The 5447-nt window shown below is 35.9% G+C and carries 7 protein-coding genes; 3 read left to right on the plus strand and 4 right to left on the minus strand.

Annotated elements, in window-relative coordinates; all coding sequences use genetic code 11:
* Positions 1-155: 155 nt before the first annotated feature.
* Positions 156-314: a hypothetical protein gene (locus M2139_RS14075; protein ID WP_280739488.1), complete on the minus strand. Its 159-nt coding sequence runs from the start codon at positions 312-314 to the stop codon at positions 156-158.
* A 173-nt stretch (positions 315-487) separates the two neighbouring features.
* Positions 488-1948: a MucBP domain-containing protein gene (locus M2139_RS14080; RefSeq protein ID WP_280739487.1), complete on the minus strand. Its 1461-nt coding sequence runs from the start codon at positions 1946-1948 to the stop codon at positions 488-490.
* A 330-nt stretch (positions 1949-2278) separates the two neighbouring features.
* On the opposite strand from M2139_RS14080, the gene M2139_RS14085 reads away from it, so the two are divergent.
* Positions 2279-2701, plus strand: a complete 423-nt coding sequence (locus tag M2139_RS14085; RefSeq protein WP_280739486.1) for an Hsp20/alpha crystallin family protein — start codon at positions 2279-2281, stop codon at positions 2699-2701.
* Positions 2702-2838: 137 nt separating this feature from the next.
* Positions 2839-3462, plus strand: coding sequence for a lactate utilization protein (locus M2139_RS14090; RefSeq protein WP_280739485.1), 624 nt, complete (start codon positions 2839-2841; stop codon positions 3460-3462).
* Between the two features lie 6 nt (positions 3463-3468).
* On the opposite strand, the gene M2139_RS14095 is transcribed toward M2139_RS14090, so the two are convergent.
* Together M2139_RS14095 and M2139_RS14100 are read right to left on the minus strand one after the other, a co-directional pair.
* A complete protein-coding gene (locus tag M2139_RS14095; RefSeq protein WP_280739484.1) occupies positions 3469-3786 on the minus strand; it encodes a type II toxin-antitoxin system RelE/ParE family toxin in 318 nt (105 codons plus the stop codon).
* A 1-nt stretch (position 3787) separates the two neighbouring features.
* Positions 3788-4039 (minus strand): AbrB family transcriptional regulator, encoded by a 252-nt coding sequence (locus tag M2139_RS14100; protein ID WP_280739483.1) that lies wholly within the window; start codon positions 4037-4039, stop codon positions 3788-3790.
* 160 nt (positions 4040-4199) lie between these two features.
* Between M2139_RS14100 and M2139_RS14105 the strand changes: the two genes are divergently transcribed.
* A complete protein-coding gene (locus M2139_RS14105; RefSeq protein ID WP_280739482.1) occupies positions 4200-5336 on the plus strand; it encodes a CAP domain-containing protein in 1137 nt (378 codons plus the stop codon).
* The last annotated feature ends 111 nt before the right edge of the window (positions 5337-5447 follow it).

The following is a 5447-nucleotide window of genomic DNA, read 5'->3' on the forward strand; positions in this document are numbered from 1 at the left end:
AGTGATACAGCCACCTCTTGAGAGGTGGGCAAAAGAGGCAAAGGCACTATGGCTTGAACATGAAATGTGAAAAGCCAGCGTCTTTAGGCGCTGGCTGGTTTTAGGGGCTTATAGCCCCAGAGCAAACCACCCTTTTGAAGGGTGGTGGTGATTTTTTATCTAGCACTGTAAAAAGCAATGCCTTCATCACGCCAACCTAAGCCGATTAACCATTCAGCTTCCGTGCGACTCTTAGTAAATAAATGAGATCCAGGACCTGTTGCATTTGGATTGAAGACTCGATAAATCGCATGACCTAATTCTTTGGGTACCATATAATAACCAATGCCTTCTTTGTTCCAACCTTCAGCAGCTACAAAATCATATTCAGCTTTGCTTAAAGTGTAGAAATGCTCACCTGAATTTGGATTATATAAACGGTAAACAGGTAGAGCTTTTTCATATGATGGTGTTACGCTATGAAAAGCAATTGATTCTGCTTGCCAGCCTAAACCGACAATCCGATCATATTCAGTGTATATAAATGATCGCCATCATTTAAGTTATACGCCCGCCAAACAGGTAATAACACTTCATCAGGAACCGTTCCACCAGGCTTACTAGGATCAGTTGCTCCGCCATTTGATGTATAAACGTAAGTAACAGTAATCACACCATCAGAAAAAGTACCAGATTTGTTACCAATAATTTCTTTAAACGTATAGCCAGAAATATCTTTTTGCGTGGTTGCATAAGCTGTGCCGGTTTCGCCTTTTAGTAAGATATCTTCTGAAATAGGTTTATTATTTTCATCTTGGTACTGTGCCAGAACTAAACCTTGATTCGCGCCAGAAGTCAATTTTTGATAGCTTAGTTTAACGGTTTGTTTTTGATTTGTAAAAGTACCGTTATTCGGACTTAAATTATTAGTCATATCAGCACCAGTGAATGCATAGCCAGAGATGCGAATGATGTCTGCGCTGTAACGCTCACCGAAATTACCATTCAAAGTAACAGGTGTGCTAATTTGTTTGATTGGGTTATTCGCTGAATCGTACTCCCAATATTCAACTGTAACAGGTTCACCAGCAGTTACTCCAGTAAAGTCGAAATCTACTGGTAATGAAATATACCCAGAGAGATTCACATTGTTTGAGGAATCTAGTTCTATATAAAAGTCTGGACCTTCAGCTGAAGTAGCGTTCGGACGATTAATAAATGTTTTACCAGCAAGATAGAAATAATCGAAGTCAGTAGTTTCTTCTAAAACAAATTGGAAACCAGTAGATGTAGCAGTTATGATGTAAGTACAGCTGATGCCACCATCCATTGCAATAGTTGCGTCCCAACCTGGAGTTAACCAAGTATTAGAAAAATTGGTTAAGCCTAATTCTTCAAAACTGATAAAAAATTCCGAATAATTTGTGCCATTTAAATAAACTTTTTTACCAGAATAGAAAATAGAAGAATATTCCATATTGACAGAATGATAGTTACTTAATGTAGAAAAATCAATGCCATTAGGAAATGTACGTTGTAATCTGCCGTTAAAGGTAACTGTCATTTTTGCTTGAACATCTGGATAATTTTTAAGACCTAAACCATTAAAATCACTTTCAGTACAAGTAATATTTATTTTACTTGCTTCCTCTAATCCTTTGAAGTTTGAAACATTAGCGAAAGGATTGCTTTCTGGTGAAATAGTCCATTCAAATGTAGTTGCTGCCATTTTTTGTGGCGTGATTTCATTAACATTGGTTAATCCTGCAATTTGTGCTAAAACTAGCTGCTGCAAATTAGTATCAGGCATCCAACTATTAATATCTTCATCTCTTGTTGTAGGTAAAGTTGTTTCGGCAATGTCTTCAGCTGAAGCGGTAATCGTAGTTAAACTAAAAGCGCCTACTAAAGACAAAGAAAGTAATAAAGTACTTATTTTTTTAGCATGGTGTTCCTCCTGAAAAATCATTCTTTTAATACAATTACTAAGTATATACTAAAAAAAAGTGATATCAACTTTTCTGTCGATAGACAGACACTACATTTTAAAAACGTATGTTATTTATTGAATCTATAGTTAGCGGTGTATATAGCGCTTTCGGTGAGCTGATTTTTAGCATGATTTGAAGGGTTAATGTTTGCAAAAAAAAACGAAGTGACTATAATTTTAATTACAGAGAGTTGCTAAAAATGAAGAAAATTATAAAGTTATTGGGGGAAATTGTCAAATCGAGATTTTTTTAAATCCCGTTTTAAATAATATTTGCCAGTTGAAAAACTGACGAAAGGACTGATTAAAATGGCAAATATAGTACCTAGAAAGACTGATTTGATAACAGTGGGAGATAGTTTCATTGACAGCATGTTTCAAGGTTTCTTTGACAATGATAATTTCCAAGTAGATATCAAGGAAGTTAAAGACAAGTATGAAGTTTCAGCGGATTTACCAGGATTTGAGCGCAAAGATTTAACAGTCACTTACAACGATAATATTTTGACAATTGAAGCAAGTCGTAATGATACCATAGAAGATAATGACAAGGACGAAGAAGGCATGTTTATTCGTCGCGAACGTAGTACAAGGTCTTATCGTCGCCAATTTATCCTTAAAGGCGTGGAAGAAGGCAAAATTAAGGCGAAATTCCACCGGGGTGTTTTACATTTAGACTTACCTAAATCAACCAAACATCATAAAGAAAATAGAAAAATTGAGATTGAATAAAAAACAGCTTTAAAGTACCAGTAAAAGTTAGCTTTTAGGTCTAACTTTTATTGGTACTTTTTTTTAGGTATAGACAACTTCAAAAGTATTTTAGTGGTACAATAATAAGCGAAGAATAGAGAATAAGGGGACAAGAGATGTATCAAGAAAAACTAGCTGCAACAATTACTAAACGCCTAGAACGAAGAAATTTTGATGTCATTGTTTGCCAAAATCGCCAAGAGGCCAAACAAAAAGCTTTGACTTTAATTCCTGCTGAAAAAACCGTCGCTTTTGGCGGTTCCATGACTTTAGTGGAAATGGATTTGATTTCAGCGTTAGAAGAACGGCAACAGCCAGTCATTAATCGGGAAAAAGCGAAAGATTTAACGGAAAGACATCAGTTGATGAAACAATCTTTATTGGCAGATTATTACTTAACCAGTGTTAACGGAATTAGTGAAGAGGGCATGTTAGTCAATATTGATAATGTCGGTAACCGCGTAGCCGCCATGACTTACGGACCTGATAAAGTTTTTGTTTTTGCGGGAATCAATAAAATTTATGGGGATTTAGAAACAACGTTAGCGATTGTTCGTGGCAAAACAGCCCCACAAAATTCTTTTCGTTTAAATCTTCAGCAAACACCTTGCGTGAAAACCGGTCTTTGCGGAGACTGTTTAAAAGAAGAATGTATTTGTAATATCGTTTCGGTGATGCGGCGTTCAGCCTTACCGAAACGAATCACGATTTTTTTGATATTAGAGGAACTGGGGATTTAGCAAGAGTTAAAAAGCGAGATTTATTTGTTTGGTGGAAAAAATATTGCCCATATATATTTCTTTTTTTTCATCATTTAAACGGTAGAAAATTGCAAAACTTTTTCCAATTGTTATACGATAGGTAGGTTCAGAAAAATGATAAATATTAGAAACTTCAGGATGCTTTTTTGGAAAAATTTTTAATAATTCTATAGATGTATAAATTATTTTAATAAATTTGTTAATTGATTCTTGAGATAATTTAAGTTCTTTTTCCCAAAAAATAATATGTTTTGATAGACTTTCAACGAAACTGTGAGAATATACTACAGAGTACTGAGTCACTTTATTTCCCCCAATCGTATTTTTTGAAAATCTCTGCCATCTCTGCTTCTGTTACAGTATTATTTGTTTCGAAATCTGCAAAACTCTCTTCTACTAACAAGCGATCATGTTCACGAGCTATATCCTTTCCGTCTAAAATATATTTAGTCCCTTTTTTTTCGTAATTCAAAACATCGCCCTCAGTTAAATTCCAATCTTTAGGAAAAATAGCACCTAAAGAATTACCAATTTTTCTTATTTTAATCTGTCCCATATCAATACCTACTTTCTTTTTTTGTAATTATAACATGTTATAACGGAGGTTGGAATTAATAACACTTGGGAATCAAAAAATTTTACTCGCTAATAAAGTCTTTATTTTTCAATCAAATATCACTACAATAGATATGAACAGGTAAAACAGGAGAATTTATATGAAAAAGACTTATTTATTTTTGACAGGGATTGCCTTAGCAATTGGTTTAGCTGGCTTTTCAGGAGAAGCTTCGGCTAATCAAGAGATGTATCGTTTATATAATTCAAACAGTGGCGAGCATTTTTATACGGCGAATGGGGCTGAAAAAGATAATTTGCGAAAAGCGGGTTGGAATTACGAAGGAATCGGCTGGATTGCACCAACTAATGGCGAAGCTGTCTATCGCTTATACAATGCCAATGCCGGCGATCATCATTATACTTTAAATAAAGCGGAAGCGGATCATTTAGTTAGCCAAGGTTGGCAGGCAGAAGGAATTGGTTGGTATTCTGACAGTAAACAAGGCGTGGCTTTGTATCGTGCATACAACCCTAATGCCAAAGCAGGCACTCACAATTATACAACCAACGCGGCTGAACAAAAGGTTTTGCTTCAAGCGGGCTGGCAAGATGAGGGGAACGCTTGGTATGGCGTGGCACAATCAATCCCGCAAGCAACCCAGTATACTTTAACCATTCAATATCAAGATACTGCTGGCAATCAAATTAAAACCACGGATACACAACAACTTTCTGAAGGTCAAGACTATACAATTACAGCACCAGCTATTAATGGCTATACAATCCAAGGTGCAAAAGAACATCGCGTGAACCAAGTAAAGAAAAATTATACAATTGTCTTTACTTATAACAAAGTATCCTCTAAAGAGGCAACTGCAGAAGCTGAATTTCTTAAATTAATTAATCAACATCGTAAAAATAATGGTGTAGCACGAGTTAGCTATGATGCGGCTTTAGGACGAGCTGGCGAAATTCGTTTGCCAGAATTATTTATTAATTTCTCTCACACCCGACCAAATGGTTCTCTTTGCTATACGGCAATTGAAGAAGCCATTAATGCCCCTTGGAGCAGCCAATATAAAACTGTTGGAGAGAATATTGCTATGTCAACTTTTAACAAAGATTCCTCTGGTAAAGAAATCGCAGAAAAGTTTTTCGAAATGTGGAAAGCTAGCCAAGGTCATAATGAAAATATGCTAGAAGCAGCTTACACCCACATTGGTTTCAAAATCGAAATTCAAAATTTAAACCGTGGCGTAAAAGTTGAAGGCATTACTGTCTTTGGCGGGAAATAAAAAAAGCGAAAATCACCACCACCCTTCAAAAGGGTGGTTTGCTCTGGGGCTATAAGCCCCTAAAACCGGCCAGCGCCTAAAGACGCTGGCTTTTCACATTTCATGTTCAAG

Source organism: Enterococcus sp. PF1-24 (assembly GCF_029893325.1).
GTDB lineage: Bacteria > Bacillota > Bacilli > Lactobacillales > Enterococcaceae > HY326.

Excerpts from the sequence above, each read along its gene's own strand:
- M2139_RS14075 (WP_280739488.1), bottom strand. The coding sequence starts at position 314 with ATGGTACCCAAAGAATTAGGTCATGCGATTTATCGAGTCTTCAATCCA.
- M2139_RS14080 (WP_280739487.1), bottom strand. The coding sequence starts at position 1,948 with ATGATTTTTCAGGAGGAACACCATGCTAAAAAAATAAGTACTTTATTA.
- M2139_RS14085 (WP_280739486.1), top strand. The coding sequence starts at position 2,279 with ATGGCAAATATAGTACCTAGAAAGACTGATTTGATAACAGTGGGAGAT.
- M2139_RS14090 (WP_280739485.1), top strand. The coding sequence starts at position 2,839 with ATGTATCAAGAAAAACTAGCTGCAACAATTACTAAACGCCTAGAACGA.
- M2139_RS14100 (WP_280739483.1), bottom strand. The coding sequence starts at position 4,039 with ATGGGACAGATTAAAATAAGAAAAATTGGTAATTCTTTAGGTGCTATT.
- M2139_RS14105 (WP_280739482.1), top strand. The coding sequence starts at position 4,200 with ATGAAAAAGACTTATTTATTTTTGACAGGGATTGCCTTAGCAATTGGT.